Source organism: Variovorax sp. 22077 (assembly GCF_052044195.1).
Classification (GTDB): Bacteria; Pseudomonadota; Gammaproteobacteria; order Burkholderiales; family Burkholderiaceae_C; genus Variovorax; species Variovorax atrisoli.
Genome location: NZ_JBQEQC010000006.1, coordinates 308,107 through 323,946, shown reverse-complemented (window position 1 = coordinate 323,946; position 15,840 = coordinate 308,107). Strand labels below are relative to the sequence as shown.

The window sequence follows — 15,840 nt, the reverse complement described above, 5'->3', positions numbered from 1 at the left end:
TCGAAAACACTAAGGGTCCGGCGCGTTGTGCGGGCTTATCATATGATGATTGAAACGCCCCACCGGCAGGACAAACCCTGACGATCGGGCCCAGGTTTCGACAACAAAGAGAGACATCCGATGAGCACCGCCCCAAGGAAGAAACCCGAAGAACTCCGCAGCCAGCAATGGTTCGGCCGCAACGACCGCGACGGCTTCATCTACCGCAGCTGGATGAAGGGCAAGGGTGTGCCGCACGACCAGTTCGACGGCCGCCCGGTCATCGGCATCTGCAACACCTTCAGCGAACTCACGCCCTGCAACTCGCACTTCCGCACGCTCGCCGAGCAGGTGAAGATCGGCGTGTACGAGGCAGGCGGCTTCCCGCTCGAGTTCCCGGTGATGTCGCTCGGCGAGACGCTGCTGCGGCCCACCGCGATGCTGTATCGCAACCTCGCGAGCATGGACGTGGAGGAAAGCATCCGCGGCAACCCGCTCGACGGCGTGGTGCTGCTCATGGGCTGCGACAAGACCACGCCCGCGCTCATGATGGGCGCCGCCAGCGTCGACCTGCCGACCATCGGCGTGTCGGGCGGCCCGATGCTCTCTGGCAAGTGGCGCGGCCAGGAGCTGGGCTCCGGCACCGGCGTGTGGCAGATGAGCGAGCAGGTGCGCGCCGGCACGCTCAAGCTGCAGGATTTCTTCGAGGCCGAGAGCTGCATGCACCGCAGCCACGGCCACTGCATGACGATGGGCACCGCGAGCACCATGGCGAGCATGGTCGAGTCGCTGGGCATCGGCCTGCCGGGCAACGCGGCATACCCTGCCGTTGACGGCCGCCGCAACGTGCTCGCGCGGCAGGCGGGGCGGCGCATCGTCGGCATGGTCCATGAAGACATGAACATGTCGAAGATCCTCACGCGCCAGGCCATCGAGAACGCGATCAAGGTCAACGCGGCCATCGGCGGCTCGACCAACTTCGTGATCCACCTCCTGGCCATCGCGGGACGCATGGGCGTCGAACTCACGCTCGAGGATTTCGACCGCCTCGCCTCCGAGCTGCCCTGCCTCGTGAACCTGCAGCCCTCGGGCCAGTTCCTGATGGAAGACTTCTGCTACGCGGGCGGCCTGCCGGTGGTCATCAAGGAGATCGCCCAGCACCTGCACAAGGACGTCCTCACCGTCACCGGCCAGAGCATCTGGGAGAACGTGAAGGACGCGGAGAATTTCAACCCGCAGGTCATCCGCTCCCTGGCCGAGCCCTTCAAGGACAAGGCCGGCATCTGCGTGCTGCGCGGCAACCTCGCGCCCAACGGCGCCATCATCAAGCCCAGCGCGGCCACTCCGGAACTGCTGGTGCACAAGGGCCGCGCGGTGGTGTTCGAGAGCGCCGACGACCTGCACAGGCGCATCGACGACGAGAACCTCGACATCGACGAGAACTGCATCATGGTGCTGAAGAACTGCGGACCCAAGGGCTACCCCGGCATGGCCGAGGCGGGCAACATGCCGCTGCCGCCCAAGGTGCTGCGCAAGGGCATCACCGACATGGTGCGCATCAGCGACGCGCGCATGAGCGGCACCGCCTACGGCACCGTGGTGCTGCACACCGCGCCCGAGGCGGCCGCGGGCGGCCCGCTGGCGCTGGTGCAGGACGGCGACATCGTCGAGCTCGACGTGCCCAACCGCAGGCTGCACCTGCACGTGAGCGACGAAGAACTCGCCAGGCGCCGTGCCAGCTGGGTCGCGCCCAAGGCGCCGCTCGAATCAGGCTACTGGAAGCTGTATGTCGATACGGTGCTGCAGGCCGACCAGGGCGCCGACCTGGCCTTCCTGCGCGGTCGCCGCGGCGCCTTCGTGCCGCGCGACAATCACTAGATGACAAGACTGGTAGCGATCGACTGGGGCACGAGTTCACTGCGCGGTGCGCTGCTGGACGCCAGCGGCAAGGTGCTCGAGGAGCGCAGCGATGCGCGCGGCATTCTCACCGTGCCCGAAGGCGGCTTTCCCGCCGTCTTCGAGAAGTTGTTCGGCGACTGGATGCGCCTCGAAGGCGCGCGCAGCCTGATCTCCGGCATGGCCGGCAGCAAGCAGGGCTGGGTGGAGGCGCCCTACTGCGCCTGCCCCGCCGGCCGCGTGGAAGTGGGCCGCGCGATCATCGACATCGACGCCGTCCCGGGTGCGCGCATCGCGATGGTGCCCGGCCTGAGCGACGAGCATGCGGGCGTGCCCGACGTGATGCGCGGCGAAGAGGTGCAGATCTTCGGCGCGATGGAGCTCACCGGCCTGAGCGAAGGCCTCTTCGTGCTGCCCGGCACGCACAACAAGTGGGCCACGGTGAAGAAGGGCCGCGTCGCGGGCTTTCGCACCTACATGACGGGCGAGTTCTACGCGCTGCTGAGCCAGCACTCCATACTGGCGCGCACGCTCGACGCCTCGGCGCCGCTCGACGAGGCGGCCTTCCTCGAAGGCGTGACCCGCTCCGAGAACGGACACGGCCTGCTGCACAACGCCTTCGGCGCGCGCACGCTGGCGCTTTTCGAACGCATGCCGAAGCAGGAGCTGTCGAGCTACCTCTCGGGCCTGCTGATCGGCGAGGAGCTGCGCACGCAGGCACTGCAGGCATCGGGCGAGGTGATCCTGATCGGCTCGTCCAACCTCACCGAACGCTACACGCTGGCCCTTCGCGCCACCGGCGTCGCCACGCGCACGCTGGGCTCCGAGGCCACCTGGGCCGGGCTGCACGCCCTGTCCGGCTTTCTGGATTCCGACAGGACCGCGGCATGACCTCTTCCACCACCCCTCTCGACAAATTCAACGCCGCGATGCGCGAGTTGCCGCTGGTGGCCATCCTGCGCGGCCTGACGCCCGCCGAGGCAGCCGACGTGGGCGACGCCATCGTCGAGCCCGGTTTCCGCCTGCTCGAAGTGCCGCTGAATTCTCCGCAGCCGCTCGAAAGCATCGCGCTGATGCGCAAGCGCTTCCCGCAGGCGCTGGTCGGCGCCGGCACGGTGCTCGGCGCCCGGCAGGTGCGCGAGGTGCATGAGGCGGGCGGCGAACTGATCGTCTCGCCCAACTTCAATGCCGAAGTCATCGCCGAGGCGGTGCGCCTGGGCATGGTGTGCCTGCCCGGCGTGATGACGCCGACCGAGGCCTTCGGCGCGCTCGCGGCCGGTGCCACGGGACTCAAGCTGTTCCCGGCCGAGCTGGCCTCGCCCGCGGTGGTGAAGGCCCTGCTGGCCGTGCTGCCCGCCGGCACGCCGGTGATGCCCGTGGGCGGCATCGCTCCCACCAACATGGCCGAATGGCGCGCGGCCGGTGCCGCCGGCTTCGGCATCGGTTCCTCGCTCTACAAGCCCGGCAAGCAGGCCGCGGCGGTGCGCGAGGACGCCCGGAAATTCGTCGCGGCCTGGCAAGGCCTCACGCTCGCCTGACCCCAAGAAGAAACAGGAGACCCCCACCGATGTCCGCCGATGCCCTCTACGCCAGCCCCGCCGTCCGGAAGCTGCGCGAAGACCTCGCCCTCGCCCTGCGCGCCGCCGACCATCACGGACTGTCGGAAGGCGTCTGCAACCATTTCAGCGTGATGCTGCCGGGCGCGCAGGACCGCTACCTCATCAACCCCCGCGGCCTGCACTGGAGCGAGATCGGCCCCGACGACATCGTGCTGATCGACGTTCACGGCGAGGTGCTGGCGGGCCGCCACCGCGTGGAGCCCACCGCCCTCTTCATCCACGGCGCGGTGCACCGGCTCACCGGCCATGCGGTGGTGCTGCACTGCCACATGCCGTACGCCACGGCGCTCACGATCACGGTCGACCGCGCGCTCGACCCGACCGCGAGCCAGAACGCGATGCGCTACATGAACCGCATCGCCATCGACGCCGAATACAACGGCCTCGCGCTCGACGACGCCGAGGGTGAGCGCATCGCGCGCGCAATGGCCGGCAAGGACGTGGCCTTCCTCGCGAACCACGGCGTGATCGTGGCCGGCGGCACCATCGCCCATGCCTACGACGACCTCTACTACCTGGAGCGCGCCTGCCTGCACCAGGTGATCGCGCAGTCGACCGGTCGCCCGCTGGCGCCGGTGGACCCGAAGCTGGCCGCCCACGTGGCGGCGCAGATCCAGGGCGAGCGCGAGCAGTCCGACCTGTTCTTCGAGGCACTGCGCCGACTCCTGCCCGCACCGCGCGGCTGAGCCTTCGGCCGATAGAGCCGACGGCCTACCCCGCGGACGGGCTCCGCGGGGCAAACTCTCTTCACAATTGTGTCTCGCCCGTGCCGCGCTCTGCGCGCACCGGCTTACAGCTCTTCATCCGATTTCGCTCAAGCCTTACAGCAACTTAACAAAAGGCCGCGAGGATGAAGGCTCCAATTCACAACCGGGGGATCAGATGAAAAAGCTCACTTTCGCATTCGGCGCCGCGGCCCTGCTCTCGCTGGCCGCCATCAGCGCACCCGCCCAGGCACAGACGGGCGGCTCGTTCATCCAGGCACAGGTGTACGTCGTTCCGCCGCCGCCACCGCCGCGCCGCTACTACGCGCCGCCGCCTCCGCCGCGCCATTACTACGGCCCCGGCTACCGCCATGGCCATCACTACGACCGCCGCTGGGACGACCGCCGCCGCTATGGCCGCAGGGACAACGACGGCGACGGTGTGCCCAACCGCTACGACCGCCGTCCCAACAATCCCTACCGCTACTGAGCGGCATGAATGAAGGCCCGGGCCTCGCGCCCGGGTCTTCCGCTCAGGCCGCCTGGGGCACGCTGGCGTAGGGCGGTGTCGGGCTCGACAGTCCCTGCTTGAGCTGCCGCGAAGTCTCGTCGGCAAGCACCTCGGCCTTGCCTGCTTCCAGGCCGGCCAATGCCTGGCGGGCGACCTCGTCGGGCGATGCCTTCGGGATGCCCTGCACGTGCGAGGCCATGTCAGTGTCCATGTAGCCCACGTGCAGGCTCGTGACCTGCGTGCCCTGCCTGGCCAGTTCGTTGCGCAGCCCGTTGCTCAGCGACCATGCGGCCGACTTGGTCGCGCTGTAGGTCGCCACGCTCGGGAAGGTGGTCCAGGCCAGCGCCGACAGCACGTTGATCACGCCGCCGCCGCCGTTGGCCGCGAGCACGGGCGCGAAGGCCTGCGTGAGCGCCCAGGGGCCGAAGAAATTGGTTTCGAACTCGGCGCGCGCTGCGGCCACCGCATCGGGCGAACCCAGGAAGCTGGAGCCGCGCGAGATGCCCGCGTTGTTGACCAGCACCGTCACGTCGCCGCAGGCGCGTACGGCCGCCTCGATCTGCGCGGGCTGCGTCACGTCGAGCGCGACCGGCGTCACACCGGGCAGGTCGACGCTCTTCGGGTCGCGCGCAGCGCCGTAGACCTTGCGCGCACCCGCGGCGAGCGCAGCCTTCGCGAAGGCGAGACCGAGGCCGCGATTGGCGCCGGTGATGAAGACCACGGAGTCCTTGATTTTCATGACGAGTCTTTCGTTGGTAGGTGGATGAGTCGATGGATTTCAGGCCTGAGCCATGCGCCGCAGCAGTCCTGTGGTGGTGCGCGGCCAGCCCACGCGGCCGAACCACGCACCGCCCGCGATGGCCGATGCGGTCACGATGCCGTACACCGCCAGCGCCACGCCCTGCGCTGCGAACACGCCGGTGAGACCGGCGCCCCAGTTCAGCGCCAGCCAGCCGCCGCTGGCCGCCACTGCCAGGCGCGCGATGTTGCCGAGCATCGGCCACAGCAGCCTGCCCGCGCCCTGCGAGGCGAAGTACAGAACCAGCCCGACGCCGAAGAGGCCGTACATCGGCCCGACCACGCGCAGGTAGTGCGAACCGGTCTCCAGCATCGCCGGGTCGTTGCCGAACAGCAGCAGCCATGGGCGCGGGAACAACGCCGCCGCGAGGCCGATCGTCTCGGTGAGCGTGAAGGCCAGGGCCGCGCCGGCCCAGGTGGCGCGCAACGCCCGCTCGCGCAGCCCCGCGCCCATGCAGGTGCCGACCATCGCCACCAGCGGCGCGCCCAGGCCGAACACCAGCGGCACCAGCAGGTATTCGAGCCGCGAGGCCGTGCCGTAGCCCGCCAGCGCGCCCGAGCCGAAATGGCCGGTCAGCGCGGTGGCGATGCCGATGGAGAGATTGGTCGCCACCGTCGACACGGCGCCCACCAGGCCGATGCGCAGGATGTCGCGGAACAGCGGCCAGCGCAGCTTCAGCGCGTCGAGCGTGGGCTTGAGCAGGCTGCGCGGCGAGCGAAGGTAGGCGATGAGCGCGATGGAGCCCAGCAGGTAGTACAGCAGCAGCGCGATCGCGCCGCCCGCGATGCCCATGCCCGGCAGCGGCCCGATGCCGAAGATCAGCAGCGGCGATGCCGGGATGAGGAACACCACGCCCACCACCGTCACGTTGGCCGGCACCGACATGTTGCCGGTGCCGCGGATGATGGCGCCGAGCGAATTGAAGAGCCACACCAGCGTCGCGCCCGCGAACACCCAGTTGGAGTACGTGAGCGCGGCTTCCAGCGCGGCCCCGGTGCCGCCCATCACCCCGTAGAGCCAGCGCCCGCCCAAGAGCAGCGCCAGCGTGAAGCACAGGCCGAAGCCCAGCGCGATGACGATGGCATGCCACACCAGCGCGTTCGCATCGTCGCGGCGGCGCGCGCCGAGCGCGCGGGCGATGGACGAGGCGATGCCGCCGCCCATGGCGCCGCTGGAGGTCATCTGCATCAGCATCACGATGGGAAACACCAGCGCCATGCCGGCGAGCGCGTCGGTGCCTAGCTTGCCGACGAAGTAGGTCTCGATGAGGCCGACGCAGGCCTGGGCCACCATCACCAGCACGTTGGGCGCGGCCAGGCGCAGCAGCGTGGGGACGATGGGCGCCTCGAGCAGGCGGCGCGTGCGTGGATCGAGTTCGGTGGAGGCTTGGGGTGCAGTCATGGCTGGAGCCCTCCCGGTTCAGGCGCGGGCAGCGGCCGGCGTGGCCGGCGATCCGGACTTGGCCGCGGGGCGGCGGATGGTCATCACGATCAGCGCCGCCACCAGGCAGGCCGCGCCGGCGGTGTAGAGCGCCGGGGTGTAGGTCAGCAGCAGCGTGCGTGCGAAGCCGGCGCCGTAAGCGGCCGTGGCGGCGCCCAGCTGGTGCGCGGCGAAGACCCAGCCGAACACCAGGCCGACCTTGGCGGGGCCGAAGGCGGCGCCCGCGAGCTTGACGGTCGGCGGCACGGTGGCGATCCAGTCGAGGCCATAGAACATCGCGAAGATGCCCAGGCCGTAGATGGTGAATTCGGAGTGCGGCAGCCAGAAGAGCGACAGCCCGCGCAGGCCGTAGTACCAGAAGAGGAGCTTGCGGTTGTCGTAGCGGTCGGAGAGCCAGCCCGAGAGGATGGTGCCGACGAAGTCGAAGGCGCCCATCATCGCGAGCACCGAGGCGGCGGGCACGGCGCTCATGCCGTAGTCGCCGCACAGCGAGATGAAGTGCGTCTGCACCAGCCCGTTGGTGCTCAGGCCGCAGATGAAGAAGGTGCCTGCCAGGACCCAGAAGGTGCGGTTGGTCGACACCTCCTTCAGCACGCGGAAGGGCGTTGCGAAATTCATCGCAGGCGCGGCCGCAGCGGGCGCCGCCGGCTGCGTGCCCGGCTTCTCACCGTAGGGCAGCAGGCCCACGTCGGATGGCCGGTTGCGCATCAGCAGCAGCGCCAGCAGGCCGATGAGGATGGTGCCGACCACGATCGGCGCGACGGCCGAGCGCCAGCCCCAGTGCTCGATCATCCAGGCCGCCAGCGGCAGGAAGGCCAGCTGCCCCGTCGCCGAACTGGCCGTGAGCATGCCCACCACCAGCCCGCGCCGCGCGACGAACCAGCGGTTGGCCACCACCGCGCCGAGCACCAGCGCCGTCATGCCGGTGCCCAGGCCCAGCATCAGGCTCCAGAGCACGAAGAGCTGCCACAGCTGCGAGGCCATGGTGACCAGCGCCATGCCCAGCCCGACCAGCGCGAGGCCGGTGCAGACCACCGCGCGCAGGCCATATCGCTCCATCAGCACCGCGGCGAAGGGCCCCATGAGGCCGAAGAGTGCGAAGCGAAGCGCGAGCGAGGACGAGATCTGCTCGGTGCTCCAGCCGAACTCCTTGCCCAGCGGCTGCAGCATCGCGCCAGGCAGGCCCAGCGCGGCCGACATGGTCAGCATGGTGAGGAAGGTGATGGCGGCGACGATCCAGCCGTAGTGGATGCCGCGGCGCTGCAGCCATGCGGAAACGGGTGTGGCGAACATGGGGCCTCTGCTGTTGGAATTGATTGGGAGGAAGGAAAAGCCGGAAAAAAAGCGAAAGGGGTCCCTCGCGCGCCCGGGCGCACGATCAGCGGGTTGGTCGTGGGTGAAGAAGAAGTTGAGGGGTCAGTCGTCGCTGGCGGGCTCTTCATCGCCGCCCAGCAGTTCCATGGCCTCGTCGATCAGCAGGTGCAGCGCGAGCACACGCTCGACGCCCAGCAGCGCGTTCAGTTTCTGTTGCGCGGTCTTCCAGTGCGCCAGGGCCTCGCGCCGCTTGGCCTCGCCTTCCTCGGTGAGCTGCACCAGGCGGCTGCGCGCGTCGGCGCCGGCGCTCTGCGCGATCCAGCCTGCGGCGATCAGCGGCTGCAGGTTGCGGCTCAGGGTGGAGGCGGTCATCTTGAGTTCGGCCGCCAGGTCGACCGGACGGGAGGGACCGAGCCGCGCAAGATGCGACAGCAGCGAGTACTGCGTGGTCTTAAGGCCGCTTTGCGATACCTCGGCGTCGTAGTGCTGCGAGAGGCGTCGCGAAAGCTGTCGCACCTTGAAGCTGGTGCAGCCACGTGGCTTGGCGGGAGTGTCCATGGGCTATTATTGTATGTGCAACTATTGCATATGCAATCACCATCCCCGAACAATGCCCCCAGAAGGAACACAGGCATGACACAAGCCACCAGCCAGCTCGACGCATGGATCGCCGAGGAACAGAAGATCATCAGCCGCCTGGAAGGGGGTCCGGGCCCGGGCCTCGCCCGCCCCGACCAGATCGCAGGCAAGACCGGCCTGGAGATCATGCAGGCGATGCTCGAAGGAGAGATTCCCTACGCCGCCATCGCCAAAACGCTGGACTTCACGATCCTCGAAGTGCGCGCGGGCGTTGCCATCTTCCAGGGCACGCCGCTGCCGCAGCACCTGAACCCGCTGGGCACCATCCACGGCGGCTGGGTCGCCACGCTGCTCGACTCCGCCCTGGGCTGCTCGGTGCACACGATGATGCCGCCCGGGCGCGCCTACACCACCGCAGAACTGGGCGTGAACTACGTGAAGGGCCTCACGCCCAAGGTGCAGCGGGTGCGCGCCGAAGGCAAGGTGATCCACTGCGGCAAGCAGCTGGCCACTGCCGAGGCCCGCCTCTACGGCCCCGACGGCACGCTGTACGCGCACGCGACGACCACCTGCTTGGTCTTCGAGGTGCCGCCGGCGCGCTGAGCCACGAGGCCAGCGGGCCAAGGAGGACCGCTTCGGGCTCGTCGATCCACAGTAGGCCTTCAACCTGTAAGTCCAAAGGCGTCGCGATCCAGGCAGCCAGTGATAATTATTCTCATCCGGCCGTCGCAACACGCGATGCCGGCGGCCCACCATCCGCCGCCGGCGCCGGAGCTTTCTAGAACACCCGCTCCTGGAGGATCCTCATGACCGAACAACGCCCGCGCGTCCGAGGCCGCGCCGCGCGCGCACTGCTTGGCGCAGGCGCAGCCTGGCTGGCCGCAACTGCCCTGCCCGCCCAGGCCGCCGAAGAACTCACGCTCTACACGACGCGCGAGCCGGCGCTGATCCAGCCGCTCATCGCCGCCTTCAGCGCGCAGAGCAACATCAAGGTCAACACCGTCTTCGTGAAGGACGGCCTGCTCGAGCGCGTCAAGGCCGAAGGCGCTCGCTCGCCCGCCGACGTGCTGATGACGGTGGACATCGGCAACCTGATGGACCTGGTCGACGGCGGCGTGACGCAGCCCGTGAAGTCGGCCGCGCTCGAATCCGCCATTCCGGCCAACCTGCGCGGTGCCGACGGCCAGTGGTTCTCGCTCTCGATGCGCGCACGCGTGCTCTACGCCGACAAGAGCCTGCCGCTCACCAGCTTCCGCTACGAAGACCTGGCCAACCCCAAGTACAAGGGCAAGGTCTGCATCCGCGCAGGCCAGCATCCCTACAACACCGCGCTGGTGGCCGCGCTGATCGCGCACGACGGCGAAGCCAAGGCCGAGCAGTGGCTGCGCGGCGTGAAGGCCAACCTCGCGCGCAAGGCCACCGGCGGCGACCGCGACGTGGCGCGCGACATCCTCGGCGGCATCTGCGATGTGGGCCTGGCCAACTCGTACTACGTCGGCCAGATGAAGAGCGCCAAGGAAGGCACCGACGCGCGCAAGTGGGGCGACGCCATCAAGGTGGTGCGCCCGACCTTCGCCAATGCCAAGAGCGGCGGCACGCACGTCAACATCAGCGGCGCGGCCGTGGCGAAGAACGCGCCGCAGCGCGCCAACGCGGTCAAGCTGCTCGAGTTCCTGGTGTCGGAGCCGGCCCAGGCCCTGTACGCGCAGGCCAACTACGAGTACCCGGTGCGCAAGGGCGTGGCCCTCGACCCGATCATCGGCCAGACCATCGGCGAGCTGAAGGTCGATCCGCTGCCGCTGACCGAGATCGCCAAGTACCGTAAGCAGGCCAGCGCCCTGGTCGACAAGGTCGGCTTCGACCAGTAGGCGTGGTTCGCCCCCATGGCTGCAGCGCACTGAGCGTCGCCTGCGCCATCCCCCGTCCGGGGGCAGCACCGGTGGGCCGGCAAAGCCGGTTCCACGGTGTTCCTCGCAAGAACCAGAGCGCGCGCACAGGCATCTTTTGCTTCGCATGAACATAGGCGGTCGGTACGCGGGCCTGCAAGCCGCAGGCCCGGCCTGGCGCTGCGCGTCTTTCCTGATCGCCATCGGCGTGCTCGCGCCGGTGCTCACGCTGGCGTGGCTGGCCTTCGGCTCGGGCCTGGGCCACTGGGGGCCGCTGTTCGCCAACGTGCTGCCGCAGGCCACGCTCAATACCGCCGTGCTGCTCGCGGGCGTCGGCACGCTGGTGCTGGTGATCGGCACAGGCTGCGCATGGCTGGTGACGGCACACGACTTCCCCGGGCGCGGCATGCTGAACTGGGCCCTGCTGCTTCCGCTGGCGATGCCGACCTACATCGTCGCCTTCGCGTACCTCGACCTGCTTCATCCTATCGGCCCGGTGCAGGGTGCGATCCGCTGGATGCTGGGCTTCGACAGCCCGCGGCAGTTCCGACTGCCGGACCTGCGCTCGATGCCCGGCGCGATCTTCGTGCTCGGCTTCGTGCTCTATCCGTACGTCTACATGACGGCGCGCGCGATGTTCATGACGCAGCCCGCGCACCTCATGGAGGCCGCGCGCATGCTCGGCGAAAGCCGGCGCGGCGCCTTCTTCCGCGTGGCGCTGCCGCTGGCGCGGCCTGCGCTGGCCGTGGGTCTGAGCCTTGCGCTGCTGGAGACGCTCAACGACATCGGCGCTTCCGAATTCCTCGGCGTGAACACGCTGACGGTCGCGGTCTACACGACATGGATCACGCGGTCCGACCTCGCGGGCGCCGCTCAGATCGCCTGCGCGATGCTGTTCGTGGTGATCGCGCTCGTCTGGCTGGAGCGCAACGGCCGGCGGCACCAGCGCTTCGGCTCGTCGCAGCGCATGCGCGCGGTGCAGGCGCGGCGGCTGCATGGCGCGGCGGCATGGGCCGCAACGGCCGCCGCATCGCTGCCGGTGCTGATCGGCTTCGTGGCACCTGCTGCGTACCTCGTCTGGGAAAGCGCCAAGCGTCTGCGCCAGGGCGGCGGCATCTCGCAGGGGCTGGTCGCGAGCCTGGGCAACACGCTGGCGCTGGCCGCGGGAGTCACGGCGGTCGCGGTGGCGGCCGGCCTGGTCGTCGCCTGGGCAGCGCGCAGCCAGGGCTCGGGGCCCACGCGCGGCCGCTGGCAGGCGCGCGCGGCAACGCTGGGCTACGCGGTGCCGGGCACGGTGCTGGCCATCGGCCTGCTCACGCCGGCGCTGGCCTTCGATTCGGCGCTGGCCACGGCCTTCGGCTGGCAGGGCCTGCCGCTCATGAGCTGCGGCGTGGTGCTGGTCGTGGCCTGCGCGATCCGCTTTCTCGCCATGCCGGTCGGCGGCATCGAGGCCGGCCTCTCGCGCATTCCGCCCGCCATCGAACAGGCCTCGCGCCTGCTCGGCGAGACCACCGCCGGCACGCTGCGCCGCGTGCACCTGCCGCTGCTTCGCCCCGCCCTGGCCTCCGCGGCGCTGCTGGTCTTCGTCGATGCGATGAAGGAGCTGCCGGCCACGCTGCTGCTGCGGCCCGCCAACTTCGACACCCTGGCCACCTGGCTCTATGCCGAGGCCGCGCGAGGCACCTACGAGGAAGGCGCGGTCGCCGCGCTCGCCATCGTGCTCGCAGGCCTGCTGCCCGTGGTGCTGCTCGCGCGCAACCAGCTGGGCACGCCTTCGGCGACCATGGCTGCAGAGAAGACACTGAAATGAGCTCCCCACTCCACCTCGACGCGATCAGGCTGGCCTACGACACGCCGCGCGGCCCGCACACGGTCGTCGACGGCTTCTCGCTGGCACTGCACGCGGGCGACATCGCCTGCCTCTTCGGCCCTTCCGGATGCGGCAAGACGACGGTGCTGCGCGCCATCGCGGGCTTCGAGCCGCTGCGCGCGGGCACGATCCGCCTCGGTGACGCGCTGCTGTCGTCCGTGCAAACGCACCTGCCGCCCGAGCAGCGGCGCGTGGGCATGATGTTCCAGGAATACGCGCTGTTCCCTCACCTCTCGGCCGCGCGGAACGTGGCCTTCGGGCTGCGCCGGCTGGGGCGCGCGCAGCAGCAGTCGCGCGTGGCCGAGATGCTCGCGCTGGTCGGCCTTGCGGATGCCGGCGAGCGCTATCCGCACGAGCTCTCCGGTGGCCAGCAGCAGCGCATCGCACTGGCACGTGCGCTCGCGCCATCGCCCGCCCTGCTGCTGCTCGACGAGCCCTTCTCCAACCTCGACGGCGGCACGCGCGAGCGGCTGACCGTGGAAGTGCGCGGCATCCTGAAGCGGGCGGGGCAGACGGCCATCCTGGTGACGCACAACGAGGCCGAGGCCCACGCGATGGCGGACCGCATCGGCGTGATGCACGGCGGGCGCATCACGCACTGGATCGACACGGCAACCGCGGCCCCCTGACACACCCCTATCACAGCCGCCCGTTTTTCGAATGGGCTTTCCGGGAAAAGGTTGTTCGGGATCGCAAGAATCGCCGCGATCCAGACACAACCGATCCAGCAAACGGAGAGCCCCATGAGCCAGCCATCCCTCACCCTCGTCAGCCACCTGCTGTGCCCCTACGTGCAGCGCGCCGCGATCGCGCTGCGCGAGAAGAACGTGCCCTTCGAGCGCATCGTGATCGACCTCGCGAACAAGCCGCAATGGTTCCTGGACATCTCGCCGCTCGGCAAGGTGCCGCTGCTGAAGGCGCGCCGGCCCGAGGGCGGCGAGGCCGTGCTCTTCGAGAGCAACGTGATCTGCGAATACCTCGAGGAAACGCAGCCAGGCGCTCGCCTGCATCCCGAAGACGCGCTCACCCGCGCCCAGCACCGCGCATGGATGGAGTTCGGCTCGGCCATCCTCGGCGACCTGTGGGGCTACGAGACCACGCAGGACGCAGCCGTCTTCGAGCAGAAGCGGCAGGCGCTGCTCGCCAAGTTCCAGCGCGTGGAAGCGGCCCTGGGCGAAGGCCCTTACTTCGCGGGCGGCAGCTTCAGCCTCGTCGACGCGGTCTTCGCGCCGGTGTTCCGCTACTTCGAGGTGTTCGATGCGATCAGCGACTCGCACATCTTCGATGCCCTGCCCAAGGTGGATGCATGGCGCAAGGCGCTGGCCGTGCGCCCCAGCGTGCGCGAGGCGGTGGTGCCCGAGTACCCGCAGCACCTGATGGAGTTCCTGAAACGCCACCAGGCCCACCTGTTGACCCTGGCCGCTTGATCGCGGCGCCCGCAGGCCCACAATAGCGGGCTTACCTCTCCACGACTACAAGGCACCACGAGATGCGACTCCTCCACACCATGCTGCGCGTCGGCAACCTGCAGCGTTCCATCGACTTCTACACCAAGGTGCTCGGCATGAACCTGCTGCGCACTTCCGAAAACCCCGAGTACAAGTACAGCCTCGCCTTCATCGGCTACGGCAACGGCAATCCCGACCAGGCCGAGATCGAGCTCACCTACAACTGGGGCACCGAGAGCTACGAACTCGGTACCGCCTACGGCCACATCGCGCTCGGCGTGCCCGACGCCTACGCGGCCTGCGAGAAGATCAAGGCCACCGGCGGCAACGTGACGCGCGAGGCCGGCCCGGTCAAGGGCGGCACCACCGTGATCGCCTTCGTCACCGACCCTGACGGTTACAAGATCGAACTCATCCAGCGTGACGAGAACGCCGCAGGCGGCGGCCTGCGCTGAAGGCCCCGGGGCCGACGCCGCCATGGCAACCGCGAAGAAGCAGCCCGCGACAACGCGACAGGTCGCGCTGCTGCGCGGCGTGAACGTCAACGGCATCACCATCAAGAGCGCCGAGCTGAAGGCGCTCTTCGTCGAACTGGGCTTCGCTGCGGTGCGCACGGTGCTCGCCAGCGGCAACGTGCTGTTCGACACGGATGAGAGCGGCGCCGCGCTGCGCAGCCGCATCGAGCAGGCGCTGCGCAAGCGCTTCGGCTACGACGCATGGATCGTGCTGCTCACGCAGAAGACCGTGGCCGAGATCGCCGCGGCCTACCCCTTCGAACGCATCGACGATGAGCGCCATCCGTACATCGTGTTCGGCTCCGACAAGGCGATGCTCGACGAGATCATGGAAAAGGCAGGCACGGTCGATGCCGATACCGAGCGGCTCGAACGCGGCAAGGGCGTGCTGTACTGGCAATGCCCGCGCGGCGAGAGCCTGGACACGCCCGTGGCCAAGCTGCTCGCCAAGACCCGCTACAAGTCGAGCACCACGACGCGCAACCTGCGCACGGTGGAGAAGCTGCTGGGCGACTGAGCGAGCAGCCGCTGCAGGGCCTCGGCAGCTCAGCAGCCCAGCAGGTCGGCCAGCTGGTTGATGTCGCGCACGTGCAGGTTGTTGTCCGGCTGCGGCGAGACGTCCTTCGGCCGGGCCTGGCCGAATTCGTGCGGGCGCTCGATGTAGGCCGTCTTCAGGCCGCAGGCGCGCGCGGCCGCGAGGTCGTCGTGGTGTGCGGCGGCCAGCATCACCTGGCCGGGCGTCGCGTCGAACACCCCCGCCACGCCAAGGTAGGTGCGCGGGTCGGGCTTGTAGGCCTTGAACACTTCGGCCGACAGGATGCAGTCCCAGGGCAGGCCCGCACGCTTGGCCATCTCGGTGAGCAGGCCGATGTTGCCGTTCGACAGCGTGCAGATGGTGAACTTCTTCTTCAGCCGCGAGAGTCCCTCGACCGAATCGGACCAGGCCGGCAGGCGGTGCCAGGCACGGCTCAGGTCGCGCCTGGCGCCAGCCTCGATGCGATCGGCCAGGCTGAAGTCGTGCAGCACCTGGTCGAGCATGCTCAGGTGCAGCTCGTCGAGCAGCGTGAAGCCGCCCTCGCCCGCGGCGATGCGTTCCATCACCGCTTTCATGGCCGGCTGGTAGCCGGCGCGCCACGCGAGCGCGAACGCCGCGCCGTCGACACCCGGGAACACGCGCTCGACCTCGGCGGCGATGCCGCTGTGCCAGTCGACCACCGTGCCGAAGACGTCGAATGCGATGACCTTGAGATCGCTCGCGTCGAAATCCGCGCTGCTCATGG

At 69.1% G+C, this 15,840-nt stretch carries 17 protein-coding genes; 12 read left to right on the top strand and 5 right to left on the bottom strand.

The window, feature by feature from the left end; all coding sequences use genetic code 11:
* Window positions 1-120: 120 nt before the first annotated feature.
* From ACTJLF_RS11550 to ACTJLF_RS11530, 5 genes are all read left to right on the top strand, one after another.
* Window positions 121-1,857: an IlvD/Edd family dehydratase gene (locus ACTJLF_RS11550; RefSeq protein ID WP_440883103.1), complete on the top strand. Its 1,737-nt coding sequence runs from the start codon at window positions 121-123 to the stop codon at window positions 1,855-1,857.
* Window positions 1,858-2,766 carry a 2-dehydro-3-deoxygalactonokinase gene (locus tag ACTJLF_RS11545; RefSeq protein ID WP_440883102.1) on the top strand — a complete coding sequence of 303 codons (909 nt, stop codon included), beginning with the start codon at window positions 1,858-1,860 and terminating at the stop codon, window positions 2,764-2,766.
* Entirely contained in the window at window positions 2,763-3,413 is a 651-nt protein-coding gene (locus ACTJLF_RS11540; RefSeq protein ID WP_440883101.1) for a 2-dehydro-3-deoxy-6-phosphogalactonate aldolase, read from the top strand. The genes ACTJLF_RS11545 and ACTJLF_RS11540 overlap by 4 nt, the downstream gene beginning before the upstream one ends.
* 29 nt (window positions 3,414-3,442) lie before the next feature.
* A complete protein-coding gene (locus ACTJLF_RS11535) occupies window positions 3,443-4,180 on the top strand; it encodes an aldolase (protein ID WP_132755457.1) in 738 nt (245 codons plus the stop codon).
* A gap of 196 nt (window positions 4,181-4,376) precedes the next feature.
* Window positions 4,377-4,688, top strand: coding sequence for a hypothetical protein (locus ACTJLF_RS11530; RefSeq protein ID WP_019654883.1), 312 nt, complete (start codon window positions 4,377-4,379; stop codon window positions 4,686-4,688).
* 43 nt (window positions 4,689-4,731) lie between these two features.
* Here the strand turns inward: ACTJLF_RS11530 and ACTJLF_RS11525 are convergent, their stop codons facing one another.
* The 4 genes from ACTJLF_RS11525 to ACTJLF_RS11510 all read right to left on the bottom strand — a co-directional run bounded on the left by ACTJLF_RS11525 (window position 4,732) and on the right by ACTJLF_RS11510 (window position 8,820).
* Window positions 4,732-5,448, bottom strand: coding sequence for an SDR family oxidoreductase (locus ACTJLF_RS11525; RefSeq protein ID WP_019654882.1), 717 nt, complete (start codon window positions 5,446-5,448; stop codon window positions 4,732-4,734).
* A gap of 39 nt (window positions 5,449-5,487) precedes the next feature.
* Window positions 5,488-6,909: an MATE family efflux transporter gene (locus tag ACTJLF_RS11520; RefSeq protein WP_126185536.1), complete on the bottom strand. Its 1,422-nt coding sequence runs from the start codon at window positions 6,907-6,909 to the stop codon at window positions 5,488-5,490.
* 18 nt (window positions 6,910-6,927) lie between these two features.
* The gene (locus ACTJLF_RS11515; RefSeq protein WP_354421435.1) at window positions 6,928-8,241 is read right to left on the bottom strand and encodes an MFS transporter; all 1,314 of its coding nucleotides are present in this window, start codon (window positions 8,239-8,241) and stop codon (window positions 6,928-6,930) included.
* Between the two features lie 123 nt (window positions 8,242-8,364).
* A complete protein-coding gene (locus ACTJLF_RS11510) occupies window positions 8,365-8,820 on the bottom strand; it encodes a MarR family winged helix-turn-helix transcriptional regulator (protein ID WP_019654879.1) in 456 nt (151 codons plus the stop codon).
* 75 nt (window positions 8,821-8,895) lie between these two features.
* On the opposite strand from ACTJLF_RS11510, the gene ACTJLF_RS11505 reads away from it, so the two are divergent.
* The 7 genes from ACTJLF_RS11505 to ACTJLF_RS11475 all read left to right on the top strand — a co-directional run bounded on the left by ACTJLF_RS11505 (window position 8,896) and on the right by ACTJLF_RS11475 (window position 15,077).
* Entirely contained in the window at window positions 8,896-9,444 is a 549-nt protein-coding gene (locus ACTJLF_RS11505) for a PaaI family thioesterase (RefSeq protein WP_440883100.1), read from the top strand.
* Between the two features lie 203 nt (window positions 9,445-9,647).
* Window positions 9,648-10,709 carry a Fe(3+) ABC transporter substrate-binding protein gene (locus tag ACTJLF_RS11500; RefSeq protein ID WP_019654877.1) on the top strand — a complete coding sequence of 354 codons (1,062 nt, stop codon included), beginning with the start codon at window positions 9,648-9,650 and terminating at the stop codon, window positions 10,707-10,709.
* 145 nt (window positions 10,710-10,854) lie between these two features.
* The gene (locus tag ACTJLF_RS11495) at window positions 10,855-12,537 is read left to right on the top strand and encodes an ABC transporter permease (protein WP_440883099.1); all 1,683 of its coding nucleotides are present in this window, start codon (window positions 10,855-10,857) and stop codon (window positions 12,535-12,537) included.
* Complete coding sequence (locus tag ACTJLF_RS11490; RefSeq protein ID WP_440883098.1) at window positions 12,534-13,226, top strand: ABC transporter ATP-binding protein; 693 nt, start codon at window positions 12,534-12,536, stop codon at window positions 13,224-13,226. The genes ACTJLF_RS11495 and ACTJLF_RS11490 overlap by 4 nt, the downstream gene beginning before the upstream one ends.
* Window positions 13,227-13,340: 114 nt before the next feature.
* Complete coding sequence (locus tag ACTJLF_RS11485; protein WP_354421439.1) at window positions 13,341-14,024, top strand: glutathione S-transferase family protein; 684 nt, start codon at window positions 13,341-13,343, stop codon at window positions 14,022-14,024.
* Between the two features lie 62 nt (window positions 14,025-14,086).
* Window positions 14,087-14,500, top strand: a complete 414-nt coding sequence (gloA, locus tag ACTJLF_RS11480) for a lactoylglutathione lyase (RefSeq protein ID WP_440883097.1) — start codon at window positions 14,087-14,089, stop codon at window positions 14,498-14,500.
* Window positions 14,501-14,522: 22 nt separating this feature from the next.
* Window positions 14,523-15,077, top strand: coding sequence for a DUF1697 domain-containing protein (locus tag ACTJLF_RS11475; RefSeq protein WP_440883096.1), 555 nt, complete (start codon window positions 14,523-14,525; stop codon window positions 15,075-15,077).
* Window positions 15,078-15,106: 29 nt separating this feature from the next.
* Here ACTJLF_RS11475 and ACTJLF_RS11470 read toward each other — a convergent pair whose 3' ends face one another.
* Window positions 15,107-15,838, bottom strand: coding sequence for a haloacid dehalogenase type II (locus ACTJLF_RS11470; RefSeq protein WP_132755473.1), 732 nt, complete (start codon window positions 15,836-15,838; stop codon window positions 15,107-15,109).
* Window positions 15,839-15,840: the final 2 nt, after the last annotated feature.